This is a genomic window from Stenotrophomonas sp. RIT-551 (assembly GCF_026241915.1).
In the GTDB taxonomy this organism is placed as follows: domain Bacteria; phylum Pseudomonadota; class Gammaproteobacteria; order Xanthomonadales; family Xanthomonadaceae; genus Stenotrophomonas; species Stenotrophomonas bentonitica_A.
On the sequence record NZ_JAPJIU010000010.1, the window covers coordinates 47,959 to 69,355 of the forward strand.

The 21,397-nt window shown below is 66.7% G+C and carries 17 protein-coding genes; 12 read left to right on the plus strand and 5 right to left on the minus strand.

Annotation, left to right across the window (positions count from 1 at the left end; all coding sequences use genetic code 11):
• Positions 1 to 120: 120 nt before the first annotated feature.
• Both ccmB and ccmA read right to left on the minus strand, forming a co-directional pair.
• The gene (gene ccmB, locus ORK51_RS12840; protein WP_019182867.1) at positions 121 to 816 is read right to left on the minus strand and encodes a heme exporter protein CcmB; all 696 of its coding nucleotides are present in this window, start codon (positions 814 to 816) and stop codon (positions 121 to 123) included.
• Positions 813 to 1,442, minus strand: a complete 630-nt coding sequence (gene ccmA / locus ORK51_RS12845) for a heme ABC exporter ATP-binding protein CcmA (RefSeq protein WP_070425518.1) — start codon at positions 1,440 to 1,442, stop codon at positions 813 to 815. Before ccmA ends, ccmB begins: the two co-directional genes overlap by 4 nt.
• A 102-nt stretch (positions 1,443 to 1,544) precedes the next feature.
• Here ccmA and ORK51_RS12850 point away from each other — a divergent pair, with 102 nt between their 5' ends.
• The 3 genes from ORK51_RS12850 to ORK51_RS12860 all read left to right on the plus strand — a co-directional run bounded on the left by ORK51_RS12850 (position 1,545) and on the right by ORK51_RS12860 (position 4,182).
• Positions 1,545 to 2,693, plus strand: a complete 1,149-nt coding sequence (locus ORK51_RS12850) for a pyridoxal phosphate-dependent aminotransferase (RefSeq protein ID WP_070425517.1) — start codon at positions 1,545 to 1,547, stop codon at positions 2,691 to 2,693.
• Positions 2,694 to 2,710: 17 nt separating this feature from the next.
• Positions 2,711 to 3,517, plus strand: coding sequence for an amidohydrolase (locus tag ORK51_RS12855; protein ID WP_070427427.1), 807 nt, complete (start codon positions 2,711 to 2,713; stop codon positions 3,515 to 3,517).
• 230 nt (positions 3,518 to 3,747) lie between these two features.
• A complete protein-coding gene (locus ORK51_RS12860; protein ID WP_019182871.1) occupies positions 3,748 to 4,182 on the plus strand; it encodes a hypothetical protein in 435 nt (144 codons plus the stop codon).
• A gap of 149 nt (positions 4,183 to 4,331) precedes the next feature.
• On the opposite strand, the gene ORK51_RS12865 is transcribed toward ORK51_RS12860, so the two are convergent.
• Genes ORK51_RS12865 through ORK51_RS12875 form a run of 3 tightly spaced genes read right to left on the minus strand, consistent with a single transcriptional unit; the run spans position 4,332 to position 8,061 of the window.
• Positions 4,332 to 6,101: a pseudouridine synthase gene (locus tag ORK51_RS12865; protein ID WP_266085125.1), complete on the minus strand. Its 1,770-nt coding sequence runs from the start codon at positions 6,099 to 6,101 to the stop codon at positions 4,332 to 4,334.
• Positions 6,094 to 7,140 carry an SMC-Scp complex subunit ScpB gene (gene scpB / locus ORK51_RS12870; RefSeq protein WP_266085126.1) on the minus strand — a complete coding sequence of 349 codons (1,047 nt, stop codon included), beginning with the start codon at positions 7,138 to 7,140 and terminating at the stop codon, positions 6,094 to 6,096. The genes ORK51_RS12865 and scpB overlap by 8 nt, the downstream gene beginning before the upstream one ends.
• A gap of 15 nt (positions 7,141 to 7,155) precedes the next feature.
• Positions 7,156 to 8,061 (minus strand): segregation and condensation protein A, encoded by a 906-nt coding sequence (locus ORK51_RS12875; protein WP_019182874.1) that lies wholly within the window; start codon positions 8,059 to 8,061, stop codon positions 7,156 to 7,158.
• Between the two features lie 346 nt (positions 8,062 to 8,407).
• Here ORK51_RS12875 and ORK51_RS12880 point away from each other — a divergent pair, with 346 nt between their 5' ends.
• The 9 genes from ORK51_RS12880 to ORK51_RS12920 all read left to right on the plus strand — a co-directional run bounded on the left by ORK51_RS12880 (position 8,408) and on the right by ORK51_RS12920 (position 21,389).
• A complete protein-coding gene (locus ORK51_RS12880; RefSeq protein WP_070425514.1) occupies positions 8,408 to 8,707 on the plus strand; it encodes a YciI family protein in 300 nt (99 codons plus the stop codon).
• Positions 8,704 to 8,973, plus strand: coding sequence for a BolA family protein (locus ORK51_RS12885; RefSeq protein WP_019182876.1), 270 nt, complete (start codon positions 8,704 to 8,706; stop codon positions 8,971 to 8,973). Before ORK51_RS12880 ends, ORK51_RS12885 begins: the two co-directional genes overlap by 4 nt.
• Before the next feature lie 148 nt (positions 8,974 to 9,121).
• Positions 9,122 to 10,159 (plus strand): LacI family DNA-binding transcriptional regulator, encoded by a 1,038-nt coding sequence (locus ORK51_RS12890; RefSeq protein ID WP_019182877.1) that lies wholly within the window; start codon positions 9,122 to 9,124, stop codon positions 10,157 to 10,159.
• A 90-nt stretch (positions 10,160 to 10,249) separates the two neighbouring features.
• Positions 10,250 to 13,309 carry a TonB-dependent receptor gene (locus tag ORK51_RS12895; protein WP_019182878.1) on the plus strand — a complete coding sequence of 1,020 codons (3,060 nt, stop codon included), beginning with the start codon at positions 10,250 to 10,252 and terminating at the stop codon, positions 13,307 to 13,309.
• A gap of 226 nt (positions 13,310 to 13,535) precedes the next feature.
• Positions 13,536 to 15,149 carry a glucoamylase family protein gene (locus ORK51_RS12900; RefSeq protein ID WP_019182879.1) on the plus strand — a complete coding sequence of 538 codons (1,614 nt, stop codon included), beginning with the start codon at positions 13,536 to 13,538 and terminating at the stop codon, positions 15,147 to 15,149.
• Between the two features lie 33 nt (positions 15,150 to 15,182).
• Positions 15,183 to 16,499, plus strand: coding sequence for a sugar ABC transporter substrate-binding protein (locus tag ORK51_RS12905; RefSeq protein WP_266085127.1), 1,317 nt, complete (start codon positions 15,183 to 15,185; stop codon positions 16,497 to 16,499).
• Complete coding sequence (locus ORK51_RS12910; RefSeq protein WP_019182881.1) at positions 16,496 to 17,377, plus strand: carbohydrate ABC transporter permease; 882 nt, start codon at positions 16,496 to 16,498, stop codon at positions 17,375 to 17,377. The genes ORK51_RS12905 and ORK51_RS12910 overlap by 4 nt, the downstream gene beginning before the upstream one ends.
• Positions 17,374 to 18,210, plus strand: a complete 837-nt coding sequence (locus ORK51_RS12915) for a carbohydrate ABC transporter permease (protein ID WP_019182882.1) — start codon at positions 17,374 to 17,376, stop codon at positions 18,208 to 18,210. The genes ORK51_RS12910 and ORK51_RS12915 overlap by 4 nt, the downstream gene beginning before the upstream one ends.
• Positions 18,207 to 21,389 carry a discoidin domain-containing protein gene (locus ORK51_RS12920; protein WP_261996995.1) on the plus strand — a complete coding sequence of 1,061 codons (3,183 nt, stop codon included), beginning with the start codon at positions 18,207 to 18,209 and terminating at the stop codon, positions 21,387 to 21,389. The genes ORK51_RS12915 and ORK51_RS12920 overlap by 4 nt, the downstream gene beginning before the upstream one ends.
• Positions 21,390 to 21,397: the final 8 nt, after the last annotated feature.

Here is a 21,397-nt window from a genome sequence, read left to right on the forward strand (position 1 = left end):
GGCTATCCAACGAAAGGCGGCGATGAAACGGACGTGGAGTGGCTCGGCAACGGATGACGCGGAGGCAGGTGACGCTCACAACACAACACAGCACACGCCACCGACAGTACGCCATACCGCTCAACTCAGCGAGATGCGGATCGCCGCGGCTGTCGCCAGCGGGGCCAGCACCAGCGCCACCACCAGCCCGGCGCCCAGCATCAGCAGGGCGCCGATCGGGTCCTGGCCGCGGGCGACCGCGGCCACGCTGCCCGCGCCGAACACCAGCACCGGCACATACAGCGGCAGGGCCAGCAGCGCCACGAGAATACCAGAGCGCCGGATGCCGACCGTCAGCGCGGCGACCACCCCGCCGATCAGGCTCAACAACGGCGTTCCCAGCAGCAACGATGCCAGCAACATCGGCAGCTGGTCATGCGGCAGATGCAGCATTTCCGCCAGCAGCGGCGACATCACGATCAACGGCAGGGCGGTGGTGACCCAGTGCACCAGCACCCGCACCAGGACCAGCCAGGCCAGCGGAACCGGGGCCAGCAGCCATTGCTCCAGCGAGCCATCTTCGGCATCGCTGCGGAACAGCGAGTCCAGCGCCAGCTGCCCGGCCAGCAGCACCGCCAGCCACATCACCGCCGCGGCCACGCGCGCCATCGCCTCCGGGTCGCGGCCCAGCGCCAGTGCGAACAGCACCACCACCAGCAGTGCGAACAGCAAGGGCTGCAGCGCATCGCCGCGGCGCCGCCAGAGCAGGCGCATGTCGCGGGCAATCAGGGCCCGTGCGGTCTGCCACAGACCCGGTTCGGTGCCTGGCGCGATCATGCCGCCGCTCCCAGGGTCAGCAGGCGCGTGCGCACCGGCGGGGCCGCGTAGGCGCCGTGGGTGGTGACCAGGGCGGCGCCGCCACTGCGCAGGTGCGCGGAAATCATGCGGTTCACCAGGTTGATGCCGTCCAGGTCGAGATTGGCGTAGGGCTCATCGAGCAGCCACAGCGGCGCGGGCGAGAGCCAGATGCGGGCCAGCGCCAGGCGGCGCTTCTGCCCGGCCGAGAGCTGTCGCACCAGGGTGTCTTCATAGCCGGCCAGGCCGACGATCGCCAACGCGTTGCCGGGCATCTGGCGGGCGCGGCGGCCGTGCAGTCCGCACAGGAAATGCAGGTTCTCCAGCGTGTCCAGGTCCGGCTTGAGTGCGGGCAGGTGGCTGAGATAGGCCACATAGTGGGCGCGCTCCTTGTGCCCGGCGCGCTTGCCATCGATCTCCACCTGGCCGCTGCCGGCGCGCAGCAGCCCGGCCAGCACCCGCAGCAGGGTGGTCTTGCCGGCACCGTTGTCGCCCTGCACCAGCAGGGCTTCCCCGGCATCCACGTGCAGGTCCAGCGGGCCGAAGACGGGTTCGTCGTTGCGACTGAAGCCAAGGCCATGCGCGGCCAGCAACGGAGGGGCGTTCAAGGGGCGGGATCTTTGCACCGGAATGGGCCGCCATTGTATCGGGGGAACGGGTCGGATGATTTGCGTACACTGGGAGTTCCCCCGGTTCTTTCCCTGCTGCCGATGCAACCGCAAACCAAGCTGCCCAAGGTGGGCACCACCATCTTCACCGTGATGTCCCAGCTCGCCGCCGAACACGGCGCGGTCAACCTTGGTCAGGGCTTTCCGGATTTCTCCGCACCGCAGCGGCTGATCGATGAAACCATCGCCGCGATGCAGGGCGGGCTCAACCAGTACCCGCCGATGACCGGCGTGGCGCCGCTGCGCCAGGCCATCGCGCAGAAGTCGCTGGATCTGTACGGCGCGCAGGTTGATCCGGACACCGAGATCACCGTCACCAGCGGCGCCACCGAGGCGATCTTCAATGCCATCCACGCCGTGGTCCGCCCGGGCGAGGAAGTGATCGTGCTCGACCCGGCCTACGACTGCTACGAACCGGCGATCGACCTGGCCGGTGCGCGCGCCGTGCACGTACCGCTGGACCCGCAGACCTTCGCGGTGGACTGGGACCGCGTGCGTGCGGCGATCAGCCCGCGCACCCGTCTGCTGATGGTCAACACCCCGCACAACCCGTCCGGCGCGATGCTGACGGCCGATGACATGCAGGCCCTGGCCGATGTGCTGCGCGGCACCGACATCTACCTGATCTCCGATGAGGTGTACGAGCACATCATCTACGACGGTCGCCGCCACGAATCCTCGCTGCGTCATCCGGAACTGCGCGAGCGCGCGTTCGTGATTTCCAGCTTCGGCAAGACCTACCACTGCACCGGCTGGAAGATCGGCTATGCGATCGCGCCGCCGGCGATGACCGCCGAATTCCGCAAGGTGCACCAGTACAACACCTTCACCAGTTTCGGGCCGGCCCAGTACGGCTTCGCCGCGATGATCCGCGACGAGCCGCAGCATCATCTGGAACTGGGCGCGTTCTACCAGGCCAAGCGCGACCGCTTCCGCGAGCAGCTGGCCGGTACCCGGCTCAAGGCGCTGCCGGTGCCGGGCGGTTATTTCCAGCTGGTGGATTATTCGGCGATCAGCGATCTGCCCGACCACGAATTCGTGAAGTGGCTGACGATCGAGAAGGGCGTGGCGGCGATCCCGCTGTCGCCGTTCTATGAAACCGCGCCCGCCGGCCAGCGCCTGGTTCGCCTGTGCTTTGCCAAGAACGACGCCACGATGGACGCGGCGATCGAACGCCTGCGGGCACTGTGATGGGCACCGTGGCCGAACTGCAGGATCTGCGTATTTCCCTGGTCCAGGGCGACACCCGCTGGCACGATCCGGCCGGCAACCGTGCCTACTACGGTGCGCTGCTGGCACCGCTGGCCGGGCAGACCGACCTGGTGATCCTGCCGGAAACCTTCACCAGTGGCTTCTCCAACGACGCCATCGACAAGGCCGAAGGCATGGACGGCCCGACCGTGGCGTGGATCCGCGAGCAGGCCGTGCGGCTGGGCGCGGCGGTGACCGGCAGCGTGCAGCTGCGGGTAGGCGAGGGCGTCTACAACCGTCTGCTGTGGGCCACGCCGGATGGCGAGCTGCAGTACTACGACAAGCGCCATCTGTTCCGTTACGGCGGCGAGCATGAGCGCTATGCCGCCGGCAGGCAGCGCCTGAGCGTGGAGTGGAAGGGCTGGCGGATCAATCCGCAGGTCTGCTACGACCTGCGTTTCCCGGTGTTCTGCCGCAACCGTTACAACGTAGAGCGCGCCGACCAGCTGGATTTCGATCTGCAGATCTTCGTGGCCAATTGGCCCTCGGCACGCGCCTACGCCTGGAAGACGCTGCTGCGCGCGCGCGCGATCGAGAACCTCTGCTACGTGGCGGCGGTCAACCGGATCGGCGTGGACGGCAACGAGCTGCATTACGCCGGCGACAGTGCCGTGATCGATTTCCTGGGCCAGCCACAGGTGGAAGTGCGCGAACGCGAGCAGGTGGTCACCACCGCCATCTCGGCAGCGGCCCTGGCCGCGCACCGCGCGCGCTTCCCGGCGATGCTTGATGCGGACAGCTTCAGCCTTCAGGAACGCAGCTGAAACGGTAGTGCCGGCCGCTGGCCGGCTCTGCACGTTGCAGGCGGTGCGCATCGCCGGCCAGCGACCGGTTCTCATGGGCATTGCAGGATTGCCTGGAGCCGGCCAGCGGCCGGCACTACCGGGGCCGCTCGGGCTGAACAGACGCCGGATGCGGGCGGTGTGCATCATCCGCGCCACACGCGCACGCTGCTAGATTCGGCGCGTTACCCCTTCAGTACGAGCGGACCCGCATGAAGAAGTTCTCCCTGGCATTGATCGCATTGGCCGGTATCTCGGCCGTCCCGGCTGCGCAGGCCGCCGGCAACATTGATTGCGAGCTGCACTACAACCTGGCCGGGTGGTCGGTGCTGTACAAGACCGCTTCCGGCACGGGCACCATCCAGTGCGACAACGGCGCGCGCATTCCGGTCAAGATCACCGCCAAGGGCGGCGGCCTCACCGTGGGCAAGTCCAAGATCGTCGATGGCAAGGGCAAGTTCTCCGGCGCCTACTCGGTCAACGACCTGATCGGCTCCTATGCCGCCGTTGAAGCGCACGCAGGTGCCGACAAATCCAGCAATGCCCAGGTCATGACCAAGGGCGATATCTCACTCGCTCTGGCGGGCACCGGCAAGGGCTGGGACCTGGGCGTGGGTGTCGGCCGCTTCACCATCGAGCGACGTTGAGGTAGAGCCAGGCCACGCGTGGCTGCACCACCGTCTTGGGCATGACGCGCAGCCACCCATGGGGTGGCTCTCCACGACCGGGTTGATCGCCGCCCGCGCGGACCCAACAAAAAACCCCGGCCGAAGCCGGGGTTTTTTTGTGTCACTGATCAGCCGCCGCGCGGGCCGCCACCACGGTGACCGCCGCCGCCCGGGCCACGGTTGCCGCCGGGACGACCGCCCGGGCCGCCCGGACCGCGACCACCCGGGCCACCCGGGCCCCGGTTGCCGCCGGGACCACCGGGGCCGCGATTGCCGCCCGGACCGCGCGCATTGGCGCCGCCCGGACCACGGTTGCCACCCGGACCACCCGGACCGCGGTTGCCCGCCGGGCGCGCGCTGCCGTACGGGCTGGCGCCCGGATTGGCGTGGTCGGACGGGAAGCTCGGCGCATTGCCCGGATGGCCATACGGATGGCGGGACGGACCCTGGCCACCCTGGGCGCCGCGGTTGCCACCGCCGCCCGGACCGGCCGGACGGCCCTGGCCGCCATAACCGCCACGGCTTTCGCCACCGCCGGCATAACCGCCGCGGCCTTCAGCGCCGCCACCGTAGCTGCCGCGACCCGGGCCGCCTGCGCCACCCGGACCCTTCGGCTTGCCGTACGGACGGCCCTGGCCGCCGGCGCCTGCGCCGGCACCCGGACCACGTGCACCCGGGCCACGGGCAGCGCCCGGGCCGGCATTGCGGTGGCCGCTCGGGCCGGTGCTGACACCGTCGGGCACATACCAGCTGCGGAACGCGGCCGGGTTGCCTTCCGGCAGCGCACGGTTGCCCTTGTCCGGGCGCGCCTTGAACGGGCGCTGCGACTGCTTGGCTGCTGCTTCGCCGCTGACCGTCAGGCCACCCTTGAAGCCGCCGCCCTTGCCGCCGCGACCACGGCCGCGCTCTTCGCGCACGTTGTCGAAACGACGCAGTTCGCGGCCTTCATCGGCCGAGTTGTGGCCGTTGACGTAGGCGTTGCCACGGCCACCCTCGCGCGAGACGCGCACGGTGGTCTTGGCGGCGCGGCGCTGGCCGATCACCGGCTGCAGGGTCAGCGCCGACGGCGCGCCTTCTTCCAGCTTCAGTTCGGCGCGCAGTGCTTCGACCTGCTTGGCCGGCAGTTCGACCGACTGGCCACGCAGCAGTTCGCGCGGCAGGCTCACCTTGCCGTAGCGGGTGCGCTTCAGGCGGCTGACCTGGCAGCCCTGCGATTCCCACAGGCGGCGCACTTCGCGGTTGCGGCCTTCCTTGACGACCACGCGGAACCAGTCGTGCGAGTCGGTGCCGCCGATGCGTTCGATCTCGTCGAACTTGGCCGGGCCGTCTTCCAGCGCGACGCCACGGGCGAGGCGGTCGACGATGCTGTCCGGCACCTTCTCTTCGCCTTCCGGGGCACGCACGCGCACCACGTATTCGCGCTCGACCTCGTAGGAGGGGTGCATCATCGCGTTGGCCAGCTCACCGTCGGTGGTCGCCAGCAGCAGGCCGGTGGTGTTGATGTCCAGGCGGCCGATCGCGATCCAGCGCGCGCCCTTCAGGGCAGGCAGCGCTTCGAACACGGTCGGGCGACCTTCGGGATCTTCGCGCGTGGTCACTTCGCCTTCCGGCTTGTTGTAGGCCAGCACGCGCGATGTTTCGGTCAGCGCGGTGGCCACGAAGCCACGGCCGTCCAGTTCGACTTTGTCGCCGCTCTTGATCGACTGGCCGGTCTGCGCGACCTCGCCATTGACCTTGACCAGGCCATCGGCGATGCGCTGTTCCAGCGCGCGGCGCGAACCCAGGCCCGCCTGCGCCAGCACTTTGTGCAGGCGCTCTTCGAGCTTGGGCTGTTCGGAGGCGGTTTCGCGCTTGAGCGAAAGCTTGTTCAACGACGGCTTGCGGGGGGTGTCACTCATTTACTTGGCTCCGGCCGGCAACGGATGCGTCGGCCTCTGGTTCGGGATCGGCTTCGTCAACAGCCACGGTCGTCTTCGCGACGGCGTTGTTTTCGGTTTCGTTCTGGGGCGCCGCGCGCTCTCCCGGCGCGGTATCGGGTTCGCCATCGCTGGCGGTCGTATCCGCGTCGTCGTCGGCAGGCGACAACGGCGCATGGAATGGGGTGTCCGAAGCGTCCGCATCGGCGGAAGCTTCGCTATTGTCCGGATCTGCCGGCTGCTCCGCCAGCCGGGCCGAGGCCAGCGCCACGCGGGCGGCCAGGCGGGCGGCGGCCGGGTCCACCGGGTCTGCAGGATCCACCGGCGCTGCAGGATCCAGCGGCTCCGCCGGGTCCGCCGGGTCCGTCGGCGCCGGGGCGTCGTCGTCGTTGGCCGCGTCGCTGTCCAGCGCCGCATCCGGTGTCGCCGCGCCAGCGGGCAGGCGGCCGGCCGGCTGGCCTTCGCTGTCCAGCGGCAGTTGCGGTTCCAGCTCACCCAGGTCGCGCAGCTCGGACAGCGGCGGCAGTTCGTCCAGGCGCTTGAGGCCGAAATAATCCAGGAAGCCCTTGGTGGTGCCGAACAGCGCCGGCTTGCCGGGCACGTCGCGGTGGCCGATCACGCGGATCCATTCGCGCTCTTCCAGGGCCTGGATGATGTTGCTGCTGACCGCCACGCCGCGGACCTGTTCGATCTCGCCGCGGGTGATCGGCTGGCGGTAGGCGATCAGGGCCAGCGTTTCCAGGGTGGCGCGGGTGTAGCGGGTCTTGCGTTCGGTCCACAGCCGGGTGATGTAACCGTGCACCTCGCTGGTGACCTGGAAGCGGAAGCCGGAGGCCACCTCGACCAGTTCCACGCCGCGGTCCTGGCAGCCCTCGCGCAGCAGTTCCAGCGCGCGTTCGATGCTGCCCGGCGGTGCCGGTTCCTCTTCCGGGAACAGACCCTGCAGCTGCGCCAGCGTCAACGGCTCGCTGGCGGCCAGCAGGGCGCCTTCGACAATACGGTTGATCAGCGGTTGATCCATACGTGGGTCGGGTGCTCAGTCGGATTCGTTGGCGGCGTCGTTGTCGTCGAACTCACTGTTGAACTGCAGCGGTTCGTTGGTGTTGCCGGCGGCCAGGGACTTGACGTAGATCGGCGCCAGCGGAGCTTCCTGGACGATGTCCAGCAGCTGTTCCTTGGCCAGTTCGAGCAGGGCCAGGAAGGTGACCAGCACCCCCAGCTTGCCTTCTTCGGCGGTGAACAGCGTTTCAAACCGGTAGAACCTGCCGTCTTCCAGACGACCCAGCACGTCGCCCATCCGCTGGCGCACGCTCAGTGCCTCGCGTTTGATCGCGTGGCCGGTGAACAGCTCGGCGCGCTTGAGCACGTCGTGCAGCGCCATCAGCATTTCCTTCAGATCCACCGGCGGCGGCAGCTTGACGGCCGCGCGGTCGGGGACGAAGGCGTGGGCCACGGTGGTGTCGCGGTCCTGGCGGGGCAGGCTGTCGATGTCTTCGGCGGCCTGCTTGAAACGTTCGTACTCCTGCAGCCGGCGCACCAGCTCGGCGCGTGGATCGGCTTCCTCGCCCTCGATGCTGGGCGGCCGCGGCAGCAGCATCCGCGACTTCACTTCGGCCAGGATCGCCGCCATCACCAGGTATTCGGCCGCCAGTTCGAAGCGCAGCTCCTGCATGACGTTGATGTACTCGACGTACTGGCGGGTGATCTCGGCCACCGGGATGTCCAGGATGTCCAGGTTCTGCCGGCGGATCAGGTACAGCAGCAGGTCCAGTGGACCTTCGAAGGCATCCAGGATGACTTCCAGCGCGTCCGGTGGGATGTACAGGTCCTGCGGGATCTGCAGGACCGGCTGTCCATGCACCACGGCCAGCGGCATTTCCTGCTGCTGTGGGGCGGGCACTCGGGTTGGCGGGTTCGCGTCGGGCGCGAGTTCGGCAGTCATCAAATAGACGTCAGTATTGCAACGGACCGGTCGCCGCACCATGCCAGCGTCCGGAACGGTCCCGGGCGGCAGGATGGCAAGCCATGACACGCCTGGGTCGGCGCGGTTCCACACTTCAAACAGCAAGGCGCGCCGCGATGGGCAGCGACAGAACTACGGGGAGGTCGTCTACGTGTGCTGGTGTGGGGCAGTGGATCGGTCGTCGGCTGGCGGTGGAGCCGGGGGCCGACGGGGCGCTGCGTCCAGCCACGTGCAATGGAGCTAAGACTACGGGGTTGGGGCGCCAGTGTCCAGCCAGCCCCGCTAGAATGCGCGGGATCGATTCAACAAGACCTCGGAGTTGCCCGTGTGGTATGTGATTGAAGGCTATGACGGCACCGATGTGCTGGCCGCCCGTCTGGCGTCGCGCCCGGCCCATCTGGCCCGGCTGCAGGCCCTGCAGGATGAAGGCCGGCTGCTGCTGGCCGGCCCGTGCCCGGCCATCGACAGCGAAGATCCCGGTCCGGCCGGCTTCAGCGGCAGCGTGGTGATCGCCGCGTTCGATTCGCTGACCCACGCCCAGGACTGGGCCGCCGCCGATCCCTATGTGGAGTCGGGCGTCTACGTGCGCGTCCAGGTGCGTCCGTTCCGCAAGGTCCTGCCATGAACCGGGTCGACCGCATCCGCGAGGCGCTGCAGCAGGCGCTGGATCCGGAGCTGCTGGAGGTCAAGGACGACAGTCATCGCCATGCCGGCCACGAGGGCGCGCGTGATGGCCGGGGGCACTTCAAGGTGCACGTGGTCAGCGCAGCCTTCGAAGGAAAGCTCCCGCTGGCGCGCCATCGGGCCGTCTATGCGGCCCTGGGGACGATGATGGAGACCGATATCCACGCGTTGTCCATTCGCGCCGAGACACCGGTCAAAAACCGCTGAAACCCTTGTCCCGCCTTGTCCTGGTCGGTCCCGGACAGGGTCGCCGTGGACAGCTTTTGGTTACCGCCGTACGACATGAGGCTAACGTAGTGTTTACATCCGGGTTTGAAAACGCTTACATTCCGCGCCAAGCCCAGATCTCTAAGCCGTGGAGGGCGGCGAAGTGAACAAGGCAGCGATCACTATCAAAGATGTCGCCCGTGAAGCCCGTGTCTCTGTTGCCACGGTCTCGCGCGCACTCAATGGCCATGAAAATGTTGCCGAGCCCGTGCGCAAGCTGGTGCTGGAGGTGGCGGCGCGACTGCGCTACACCCCGCATGCAGCGGCCCGGAGCCTGAGCAGCCGGCGGACCAATACCATTGGCGTGGTGTTGCCCGATCTCTATGGCGAATTCTTCTCCGAACTGATGCGCGGCATCGATGGGGTGGCCCGCGAGCGTCGCCAGCATCTGCTCGTGTCCAGTTACCACGGTGACCAGGAGCAGCAGGGCGCGGCCCTGCGGGCCATGCGCGGCCGTGTCGATGGGTTGCTGGTGCTCTCGCCGTATGCCGAGAGCCCGGGCTTCCTGACCGACAACCTGCCGCAGTCGTTGCCCACGGTGCTGATCAACACGTATCTGCCCGAGCAGGATCATCCGGTGCTGAGCATCGATGACCATGCCGGCGCGATGGCCATGACCCGCCACCTGCTGGACGTCGGGCATCGGCGCATCGCCTTCATTTCCGGTCCGGACCTCAACTACGACGCCCGTGAGCGCCTGCGCGGTTTCCGCGATGCGCTGGCGGCCTTCGGCGATGCTGCCGAAGGGATCGAGTTGCCCGGTGACTTTGACGAAGCTTCCGGCCATCGCGCCGGACAGGAGTTGCTGGCAGCCGGCACGCTGCCCGACGCGGTGTTCGCCGCCAACGACATGATGGCGCTGGGGTGTCTGTATGCGTTCGCGCAGGCAGGCGTCCGTGTCCCGTTCGATGTCGCGTTGGCGGGGTTCGATGACATTCCGCTGGCACGTTTCGTTCACCCATCGTTGACAACGATGCAGGTGAGTATCGCCGACCTCGGCGATAAGGCCGCGACGCGCCTGCTGCAGTTGATGGATGGCAACAACACAGAAGGGGCCGGCGACAAGCAGACGCTTGTACCGACCCTGATCGTGCGTGATTCGAGCAGAGCCAGAACCGAGCAGTAGGTCACGACCGTTGGTCGTGACGCCCTAAAAAAACGCACCACATAAAACGACAGGGGCCGCAAAGACGGCCACCACCACCCGGAGAGTTACATGACGTATTCCAATCACCGCAACCGCGCGCCCGCACGCAGTCTGTTGTCCAGCGCGCTGGTCACCTGCCTGATGCTGGGCGCCGCCCCGAGCGTGATGGCGCAGTCGGCTACCTCGTCGCTGCGCGGCCAGGTCGCCGAGGCTGCCGCCGGCACCGAAGTCACCGCCACCAACGTGGCCAGCGGCACCGTGCGCCGCGCCACCACCCGTGCCGATGGCAGCTACTCGCTGATGGGCCTGGACCCGGGCACCTACAACGTCGTGGCCAATGGCCAGACGCAGAAGGTGACGGTCACCGTGGCCTCCACCGCGACCCTGAACTTCAGCGGCGCACCGGCCAACGGCGGCACCGCCAACGCCACCAACCTGGACACGGTCAACGTCATTGCACCGACCCTGCTGCAGGAAGTGCGTACCTCCGAAGTGGGCAAGACCGTCAGCCTGCAGCAGATCCAGACCACCCCGCAGGTGTCGCGCAACTTCCTGGAATTCGCCGACGCGGTCCCGGGCCTGATCTTCACCCGTGATGCCAAGGGCAACACCTCGCTGCGCGGCGGTGCCACCAACTCCGACGGCACCAACGTCTACATCGACGGCGTGGGCCAGAAGAGCTACGTCAAGGGCGGCGGCGTGGCCGGCCAGTCCGGCAGTGCCGGCAACCCGTTCCCGCAGCTGGCGATCGGTGAATACAAGGTCATCAGCGGCAACTACAAGGCCGAATACGGCCAGGTGTCGAGCGCGGCCGTGACCGCGGCCACCAAGTCCGGTACCAACGAGTTCAAGGGTGAAACCTTCTACCGTTACACCAACGAAGACATGCGCGCCAAGACCCCGGCCGAGCGCCAGGCTGGCCAGAGCAAAGAGGCATCGGCCGAGAAGGAATACGGTTTTGCATTGGGTGGCCCGATCATCCAGGACAAGGCGCACTTCTTCGTGACCTACGAAGCCAAGCGCTTCGACCTGCCGGTCACCATCGCGCCGGACGGCGCGGTCGGCCGCGCTGCCGCCCTGCTGCCCCCGGAAGGCGCCGCCGGCCTCGGCCCGGCCAGCCAGCCGTTCCAGCAGGATCTGATCTTCGGCAAGATCGACTTCGAGCCGACCGACAACGATCGCATCGAGCTGACCTTCCAGGACCGCGATGAAACCCAGTCGCAGTTCAGCGGCCAGACCTCGCCGGAAGCCGGCCGCGAAGTGGTCAACACCGACCGACGCTACGCTCTGCGCTGGAACCACAGCGGCGAGCGTTACTACAACGAACTGATGGTCACCCACGAAGATTCGTTCAACAACCCGACCCCGCTGACCCTGGCCAACGGCATCACCTACACCGCACCGGACGGCACCGAAGACCGCACCGTGGTGAAGATCGGTGGCGCATCGGCGCTGGATTCGCAGGTGAAGGGCCAGAAGGGCTGGTCGATCGAAGACAACCTGACCTTGGACGGCATCGAGTGGCAGGGTGACCACACCATCAAGATGGGCGCCAAGTACAAGCAGATCGATCTGTACGCATCCGATGCCGCGCAGATCAATCCGACCTTCACCTACAGCCTGGGTGATCCGGACTTCCCGTCTTCCATTCCGTACAAGGCGCAGTTCGTCAAGCCGGTGACCGGCGTGTCGGGCGTGTCGGGCGAAGTGCGTTCGAAGTCCAAGCAGATCGGCCTGTTCATCCAGGACGACTGGCAGGTCAACGACCATCTGCAGCTGAACCTCGGCCTGCGTTGGGACTACGAGAAGACCCCGTCCTACCTGGACTTCGTGACCCCGCAGCAGGTGGTCGACGCGATCTACTCGCAGGATCCGCGCGCCGCCGCGGGCCAGACCTACGCCGATTCGCTGGCGCTGGGCGGCCTGAACATCGGCGACTACATCAGCAACGGCCACAACCGCAAGGCGTTCAAGGATGCCTGGCAGCCGCGCCTGGGCTTCTCGTATGACGTCAATGCCGACGAGCAGCACGTGTTCCACGGTGGTGCCGGTCGTTCGTATGACCGCGATCTGTTCGACAACCTGCAGCTGGAAACCACCAAGCTGGCCCTGCCGCAGCCGACCATCTACTTCCGCAACCCGGCCACCGGCACCTGCATCGACGGCCAGGCCGCCTGCTATGACTGGAACCCGAACCTGCTCAACGGCATCGGCAACCTGCAGGCCCTGGTCGGTTCGACCAGCAACGCCGGCCTGGAAGTCGATCTGCTGAACAACAACCTCAAGGTGCCGTACTCGGATCAGTTCAGCTTCGGCATGAGCAACCAGGTCGGTGAGTGGCTGACCGATGCCACCATTTCCCGCACGCTGAGCTACGACGGCTTCGCCTTCACCCTGGGCAACCGTTACCCGACCGGCCAGTTCTTTGATGACCCGCGCCTGTGCGGCGGCACCGACCCGGGCCTGAGCCAGGCCTGGAGCTGCAACGTGCCGGGCTTCGGCAGCCTGATCATCGGCCAGCAGGGCATCAAGACCCGCGCGACCCAGGTCCTGCTGTCGGCGCAGAAGCCGTTCACCCAGGAAAGCGGCTGGGGCACCTCGGTGGCCTACACCTGGACCACCGCGCGCCACAACCGTGACATCAACGAGAAGTACGCCTTCGACCGCGGCCTGATCGAAGATTATCCGACCATCCGTTCCAACGGCGCGCCGCGCCACCGCCTGGTGGTCACCGGTTCGTACGCGGGCTTCTGGGGCATCACCTTCGGTGGCAAGGTCACCCTGGCTACCCCGACCGCCGTCAACGACTGGTACCCGGTGCCGCAGGCCAGTGGCTACAACCTGCCGACCCCGCAGGCAGCCGTGCCCAATGCCAATGGCAAGTTCCTGCTGGGTGGCAAGATCTTCGGCTACCGTTCGGTCGATCTGCAGGCGACGAAGACGTTCAAGATGCCGGGCGAGACCGAGCTGTACGCTCGTATCGACATCATCAACGTGTTCAACTTCGACAACTTCTCGACCTACAACTACGTCAAGACCAACGGCAAGCTGCAGGCCAGCTACAACGAGACCGGCGACATCATCGGTACGCCGCGTCAGGTCAAGGCAGAAGTCGGCTTCCGCTTCTGATGCAACAACGGCCCCGTCTTTGGACGGGGCCGGTTTCATGGCAATGGCTGGCCTTCGGGCCAGTCCATTGTCCAGGCCGCTGCCACGGAGGGTGGCAGCGGCCTGGGCAATGACCCGCTTGTTCGGACCACGCACGCGTGGTTTTTTTAAGCGGCGTTCTGTAAACGATTTCAGGTCATTGGACGTTATGCTTCCCAGTCACGAACACCGTAGAAGGAGTTGGCCCATGCAGGCACGCCACCTGTTGACCGCTGCGGCGATCAGCGTCGCCGCCGTTGCCTGTCAGCCGCAGGCCCAGCAGGAGCCGGCCAAGCCCAAGCCGCCCGTGATCCTGGTCGAGGCGGATGTGCCGCCGCGGCCGATGAAGCCGGAACTGCCGCCGCTGTTCGACGATATCGAGCGCCGCACCTTCCAGTTCTTCTGGGATACCACCAACGAGGTCAACGGGCTCAGCCCGGACCGTTACCCGTCGCGCCCGTTCGCGAGCATCGCCTCGGTGGGCTATGCGCTGACCGCCTATCCGATCGGCATCGAGAACGGCTGGGTCAGCCGCACCCAGGCGATCGACCGCACCCTGCTGACGCTGAAGTATTTCCGCGACCTGCCGATGGGCCCGCAGCGCACCGGCAAGGCCGGTTACAAGGGCTTCTACTACCACTTCCTGGACATGCAGGAAGGCCGCCGCTACGACAGCTGGGTGGAGCTCTCCAGCGTGGATACCGCGCTGCTGATGATGGGCGTGCTGTTCGCACAGTCCTATTACGACGGTGACGACGCGCGCGAGAAAGAGATCCGCGAGATCGCCGACACGCTCTACAAGCGCGTGGACTGGCCCTGGCTGCAGCAGCGCGCACCGCTGATCTCGATGGGCTGGTTCCCGGAGAGCGGCTTCATCGATCACGACTGGATGGGCTACAACGAGGCGATGATGGTCTACATCCTCGCGCTCGGCTCGCCGACCCACCCGGTCAGCCCGGACGCCTGGACGGTCTGGACGCGCACCTACGACAACGACTGGGGTGTCTACCAGGGCCAGGAATACCTGTCCTTCGGCCCGCTGTTCGGCCACCAGTACACGCACGTGTGGGTGGACTTCCGCGACATCCAGGATGCCTACATGCGCGAGCGGGGCAGCACCTACTTCCTCAACAGCCGCTCGGCCGCCCTGGCGCAGCGCGAATACGCGATCGCCAACCCGATGAACTGGAAGGATTACGGCCAGAACGTGTGGGGCCTGACCGCCAGCGACGGCCCGCAGAACACCACCCAGGAGTACCGCGGCGAGCAGCGCCAGTTCCGCCATTACTCCTCGCGCGGCGCGGGCCTGCGCGAGAATTTCGATGACGGCACCATCGCACCGACCGCCGCGATCTCCTCGATCGTGTTCGCCCCGGAAGAAGTGATCCCGGCCGCGGTGGAGATGCACAAGCGCTACGGCGATTACATCTACTCCAGCTACGGGTTCCTGGATTCGTTCAACCCGAGCTTCAACTACGACATCCCGATCAAGACCGGTCGCCTGGTCCCGGATCGCGGCTGGGTGGCCAGCGATTACATCGGCATCGACCAGGGCCCGATCCTGACCATGATCGCCAACTACCGGAACGATTTCGTCTGGAACGTGATGAAGAAGAACGCGCATATCCGCAAGGGTCTGGAGCGCGCCGGCTTCAGCGGTGGCTGGCTGACGCCGGAAGGCGAGGACCAGCCGATGGAACTGCAGAAAGATGAAAAGGCGGCCTCGGCCCGCTCGGTCGGCATCGCCGAATCGCGTGCGGCAGCCGCCCAGGAACAGAAGAACAATTCCAATTCGAACCGCAACCAGCAGCAGGGGAAGTAAGCAGTGCCATCGTCGTCGCGCCCGAAGCTGGGGTTGAGTCTGTTGCTGCTGCTGGTCGGCAGCCTGTTGTTGAGTGCCTGCCGGAAAGAACCGGAAGGCGTGACCGTGCGTTTCTGGGCGATGGGCCGCGAGGCCGAAGTCGTCACCGGCCTGATCCGCGAGTTCGAGGCGGAAAACCCGGGTATCCATGTGGATGTGCAGAACATCCCGTGGACGGCCGCGCATGAAAAGCTGTTGACCGCGTTCGCGGCCGACGGCCTGCCGGATGTGTGCCAGCTGGGCAATACCTGGATTCCCGAATTCGCCGAGCTCAATACCCTGACCCCGCTGCAGCCCTACGTGGCGCAGTCCAAGGTCGTGGACCCGGCCGATTACTTCCAGGGCATCTGGGATACCAACGTCATCCATGACGAGCTGGTCGGCGTGCCGTGGTACGTCGATACCCGCCTGCTGTATTACCGCAAGGACATGCTCGCCAAGGCCGGTTATGACCATCCGCCGCGCACCTGGGTGGAGTGGAACGCGATGATGGCGGCGATCAAGAAGATGCAGGGCGCGAACCGCTATGCCGTGTTGATGCCGATCAACGAGTTCGAGCAGCAGCTGTCCTTCGCCCTGCAGCAGCCGGACCCGCTGCTGCGCGATGATGATACCCGCGGCAACTTCAGCAGCCCCGGCTTCCGCAGGACGCTGGGCTTCTACGAGAACATGTTCGCGCAGGGCTGGGCCCCGCGCATGTCCGAGACGCAGATCTCCAACGTCTGGGATGAATTCTTCCGTGGCTTCAACGTGTTCTACGTGTCCGGCCCCTGGAACATCCGCGAGTTCAAGAAGCTGCAGCCCAAGGCGCTGGAAGGGCAGTGGGGCACCGCTGCGCTGCCGGGCCCGGACGGCCCCGGCGCCGGCATCGCCGGTGGAACCAGCCTGGTGATCTTCCGCTCCTCGCAGCAGAAGGAAGCGTCGTGGAAGCTGATCGAGTTCCTGTCGCGCCCGGCGATCCAGGAACGCTTCCATTCGATCATCGGTGACCTGCCGCCCCGGCGCAGCACCTGGGATTACCCCTCGCTGGCCAACGACCCGTTGGCGCAGCCCTTCCGCGACCAGCTCGAGCGGGTCAAGCCCACGCCGAAGGTGCTGGAGTGGGAGCGCATCGTGCAGGAAATGCGGATCATCACCGAACAGGTGGTGCGTGGTGGCATGGATCAGGACGTGGCAGTGAAAGAACTGGACAAACGCGTGGACAAGGTCCTCGCCAAACGCCGTTGGATGCATGAGCAGCACCGGCGCGACGCCTCCGGGGTGAGCGACAAGCAGCACTCCAGCGCGGTCGCCACGGAGGCGGCGCCATGAAGCAGCGTTCGCTTGCCGGCTGGATGTTCGCCGGCCCGGCCATCCTGGTCATCGCGGTGTTCTTCGGCCTGCCGGTGTTCTCGGCACTGGCCCTGAGCATCACCGATTTCGATCTGTACGCACTGGCCGACGGCGAGAACCTGCGCTTCGTCGGGCTGGGCAACTACATCGACCTGCTGCAGACCCCGATGTTCTGGAAGTCGCTGTGGAACACCACCTACTTCGTGATCGTCGGTGTGCCGATGTCGATCGCGGTGTCGCTGGGCGCGGCGATCCTGCTCAACGCCCCGGCCGCGCGCTTCAAGGCGCTGTTCCGCACCGCACTGTTCGCCCCGGTGGTGACCACCCTGGTGGCGGTGGCGGTGATCTGGCGCTACCTGTTCCACACCAGCTACGGCCTGGTGAACTACGGCCTGGGCCACCTGGGCATCAGCCCGATCGACTGGCTGGGCGACCCGAACTGGGCGATGCCGACCATCATGCTGTTCGCGGTGTGGAAGAACTTCGGCTACAACATGGTGATCTTCCTGGCCGGCCTGCAGGCGATCCCGCATGACCTGTACGAGGCGGCCCGGATCGACGGCGCCTCGCGCTGGAAGCAGTTCCTGCACATCACCCTGCCGATGCTCGGCCCGGTGCTGCTGGTGGTCGGCGTGATCACCGTGTCCGGCTATTTCCAGCTGTTCGCCGAGCCCTACGTGATGACCCGTGGCGACCCACTGCAGAGCACCGTCAGCGTGCTGTACTTCATGTTTGAAGAAGGCTTCAAGTGGTGGAACCTGGGCCGCGCCTCCGCGGTGGCGTTCCTGCTGTTCCTGATCATCCTGGGCGTGACCAGCATCATGCTGCGTTTCGGCCGCAAGAGGCAGTTGGTATGAGTCGTGAAATCGGTCAATCGCGCTGGCACGCCTGGTGGGTCAATGGTGGCCTGCTGGTGCTGGCCGCGCTGAGCCTGGCGCCGCTGTTGTGGATGCTGTCGGTGTCGTTCATGCCGACCGGCGAGGCGGCGCATTTCCCGCCGCCGCTGCTGCCCTCGTCGCTGACGACCGCGAACTACCATGAGTTGTTCGCCCGTACCGGCATGGCCAACAACTTCGTCAACAGCCTGATGGTGTCGCTGGCGATCACCTTCGGCTCGCTGCTGCTCAACACCATGGCCGGCTATGCCTTCGCCAAGCTGCGCTTCGCCGGCCGCGAGCGCATCTTCCAGCTGCTGCTGGCCGCGCTGGTGATCCCGGCGCAGGTGGCGATGCTGCCGCTGTTCCTGCTGATGAAGCAGCTGGGCCTGGTCAACAACTTCGGTGGCGTGATCGTGCCGGCGCTGGCGACCGTGTTCGGCATCTTCCTGGTCCGCCAGTACGCCCGTTCGATCCCGGACGAGCTGCTCGAAGCGGCCCGGATCGACGGGGCAGGGGAGCTGCGGATCTTCTTCCAGATCGTGCTGCCGATGCTCAAGCCGGTGCTGGTGACGCTGTCGATCTTCACCTTCATGGCCGCGTGGAACGATTTCATGTGGCCCTTGATCGTGTTGACCGACCAGGAGCACTACACTCTCCCGGTGGCCCTGGCCACGCTCTCGCGCGAGCACATCATGGACGTTGAGATGATGATGGCCGGCGCGGTGGTCACGGTGGTTCCGGTGCTGCTGCTGTTCCTGGCATTGCAGCGTTATTACATCCAAGGTCTGTTGCTGGGGAGTGTCAAAGGGTGAAGCATGCCGTCGTCGCGGTGGGTCTGGGTCTGGTCTGGTCACTGGCGGCCTCGGCCGCACCGCCGGCGACGCCGGTGCTGCCCGCACCCAAGGTGCTGGACAGCTTCGACGACATGACGCCCTGGAAGCTGGTCGTCTCCGACCAGGTCAGCGGCTCGCTGCGCAGCGTCGCCGGCAACGGCGGCGGGCGCGCGCTCTGCCTGGACTACGACTTCCACAACGTGTCCGGCTACGTCGGCATCCGCCGCGAGCTGGGCATCCAGTACCCGGAGAATTACCAGTTCGGCTTCCAGCTGCGCGGTGATTCCCCGGCCAACGATCTGCAGTTCAAGCTGATCGACGCCAGCGGCGACAACGTCTGGTGGGTCAACCGCCCCGGCTATGCCTTCCCCAAGGCCTGGGCACCGGTGCAGTACCGCAAGCGCCAGATCGACAAGGCCTGGGGGCCGGAAACGGACCCGACGCTCAAGCGCAGCGCCGCGATCGAGTTCACCATCTACAGCAAGGTCGGCGGCAAGGGCACGGTCTGTTTCGACCGGCTCACGCTGCAGGGACTGCCGGCGGCCGATACCTCTTCGCTGAGCCCATCGGTGATCGCCGATACCGCCACCGCGCTGCAGAACCGCATCGTCGATGGCAAGCCGGACACGGTCTGGATCAGCGGCGGCGTGGCCGAGCAGACCATCACCCTGGACCTGCACAAGGTGCGTGAGTTCGGCGGGGCGGTGATCGAGTGGCTGCCCGGGCTGGAGGCCACGCGGTATGAAGTGCGCTCCTCGGCCGACGGGCGCAGCTGGGACACGCGCCGCGAGGTGACCGCCGGCGGCGGTGGCCGCGACTGGCTGGCGCTGCCGGATACCGAGGCGCGCTATCTGCGCTTCGACCTCAAGGGCGGCCCGAGCTGGCGCTACGGCATCCGTGACATCACGCTCAAGCCGCTCGAGTTCGCCGATACCCCGAATGATTTCGTCCGCTCGGTGGGCGCCGACCTGCCGCGCGGTTCGGTGCCGCGTGGCTTCACCGGTGAACAGCCGTACTGGACGCTGCTGGGCCTGGATGGTGGTCGCGAACAGGCCCTGATCGGCGAAGACGGTGCGCTGGAAGTGGCCAAGTCCAGCTTCAGCGTGGAGCCGTTCGTGCTGGTGGACAACAAGCTGCTGAGCTGGGCCGACGTCAAGACGAGCCAGTCGCTGCAGGATGATTACCTGCCGATCGCCAATGTCGGCTGGACCCACGACAAGGCCGGCCTGCAGGTCACCGGCTTCGTGCAGGGCACGCCGGACAATGCGCAGCTGGTCGGGCGTTACACCCTGCGCAACCCGGACAAGGTCGCCCACGAGTACACCCTGGCCCTGGCGGTGCGCCCGTGGCAGGTCAACCCGCCGACCCAGTTCCTCAACACCGTTGGCGGTGTGAGCCGGATCGACAACCTGTCGGTCGACCCGACCCATGTGGACGTCAACGGCAAGCCGCGCCTGTATCCGGCGCAGGCGCCGGATGCGGCCTTCGCCACCGCCTTCGACAGCAAGCTGGACGTGGTCCACCTGGCCAGCGGCAAGCTGCCGGGCACCACCGAAGTGAAGGACGGCACCGGCCTGGCCTCGGGCGCGCTGCTGTATCGCTGGAAGCTGGAGCCCGGCCAGAGCCGGGAGGTCGCCATCGTGCTGCCGCAGACCGGCAACTGGACGATGCCCAAGGCCTTTGATGCCGCCAAGGCGCAACAGCAGGTCGCCTCGATGTGGCGGACCAAGCTGGACCAGGTGACGCTGCAGGTGCCGGCCGCCGGCAAGCCGCTGGCCGATACCCTGCGCACCGCGCTGGCGCACATGCTGATCTCGCGGATCGGGCCGAGCATCCAGCCGGGCACGCGCTCGTACTCGCGCAGCTGGATCCGCGACGGCGCGATGATTTCCGAGGGCCTGCTGCGCATGGGCCGTAGTGATGCGGTGCGCCAGTACGTGAACTGGTACGCGCCGTATCAGTTCGACAACGGCAAGGTGCCGTGCTGCGTGGACTCGCGCGGCAGCGATCCGGTGCCGGAGAACGACAGCCACGGCGAGTTGATCTTCAACATCGCCGAATACTGGCGCTACACCGGCGACACCACCTTCCTGGAAGTGATGTGGCCGCACGTGCAGGGCGCCTACCAGTACATGGAGCAGCTGCGCCTGAGCGAGCGCACCGAGGAGAACCGCGCCCGCAACCCGGCCTTCTACGGAATGATGCCGGTCTCGATCAGCCACGAAGGCTATTCGGCCAAGCCGATGCATTCCTACTGGGACAACTTCTGGGCGCTGCGTGGCTACAAGGATGCCGCGATCATCGCCAGCACCCTGGGCAAGGCCGAGGCAATGCAGATCAGCGAGTCGCGCGATCAGTTCCGTGACGACCTGCAGGCCTCGTTGCTGGCAGCGACCGCGCAGCACAGCATCGACTACCTGCCCGGTTCGGCCGAGCTGGGCGATTTCGACGCGACCTCGACCACCATCGCACTGGCCCCGGCCGGTGAGCAGGGGCGCCTGCCGCAGCCGTACTTGAACAACACCTTCGAGCGCTACTGGAGCGAGTTCGAAGCGCGTCGTGATGGCAAGCGCGAGTGGAAGGACTACACCCCGTACGAGTGGCGCAACGTGGCTGCGTTCGTGCGCCTGGGCTGGCGTGACCGCGCCTGGCAGGCGACCGAGTTCTTCTTCAAGGACCGCGCGCCGCAGCCCTGGAACCAGTGGGCCGAAGTGGTCTCGCGCACGCCGCGCAAGCCGTTCTTCCTGGGCGACCTGCCACACGCCTGGGTGGCCTCGGACTTCGTGCGCTCCGCGCTGGACATGTTCGCCTACAGCCGCGACATCGACGACAGCTTGGTGCTGGCCGCCGGAGTGCCGTCGCGTTGGCTGGAAGGCAAGGGCGTCGGCGTGCAGGGCCTGCGCACGCCGAACGGTCAGCTCAACTACGCACTGGTCCGCAATGACAAGCAGCTCACCCTGACCGTGTCGGCCGGCCTGATTCCGCCCGCCGGTGGCGTGGTGTTGCCATGGCCGTACAGCGGCGAGCCGGGCGCCACCACCATCAACGGTGAGCCAGCGCAATGGGTGGGCGGCGAGCTGCGGGTGATGCAGGTGCCGGCCAAGGTCGAGATCGAGATTCCGGCATCGGTACGCCGGGCGGAACGCAAGGCACCGTAATGCGGCAG